The sequence below is a fragment of the Candidatus Kosakonia sp. 282A-S69 genome, from assembly GCF_029433855.1.
GTDB lineage: Bacteria > Pseudomonadota > Gammaproteobacteria > Enterobacterales > Enterobacteriaceae > Kosakonia > Kosakonia cowanii_A.
Map to the genome: position 1 here is coordinate 242,473 of NZ_JAROAU010000005.1, position 278 is coordinate 242,750.

The window sequence follows — 278 nt, forward strand, 5'->3', positions numbered from 1 at the left end:
CGTTGCGACGCTTCCAACTGGTGGGTCGGGTTGCTGACGTCTCAGTCTTTGACGATTACGCCCATCACCCGACCGAATTGCGCGCCACCCTTGGCGCGGCACGTCGTGTCGTGACGGGGCAGGGGAGGGTCATCGCCTGCTTCCAGCCTCATCTGTTTTCCCGTACCAGAGATTTCGCCGGGGAGTTCGGATCGGCGCTTACCCTTGCAGACCGGGTCATCGTTTCCGACATATATCCGGCCCGTGAGGATCCGATTCCCGGTGTGACCGGCGAGTTG

Annotated in this window: 1 protein-coding gene; it reads left to right on the top strand. The window is 61.9% G+C overall.

Annotated elements, in window-relative coordinates; translation table 11 throughout:
* Nucleotides 1-278: glutamate ligase domain-containing protein (locus PU683_RS22165; RefSeq protein WP_277174664.1), on the top strand; the 278-nt coding region annotated here is incomplete at both ends.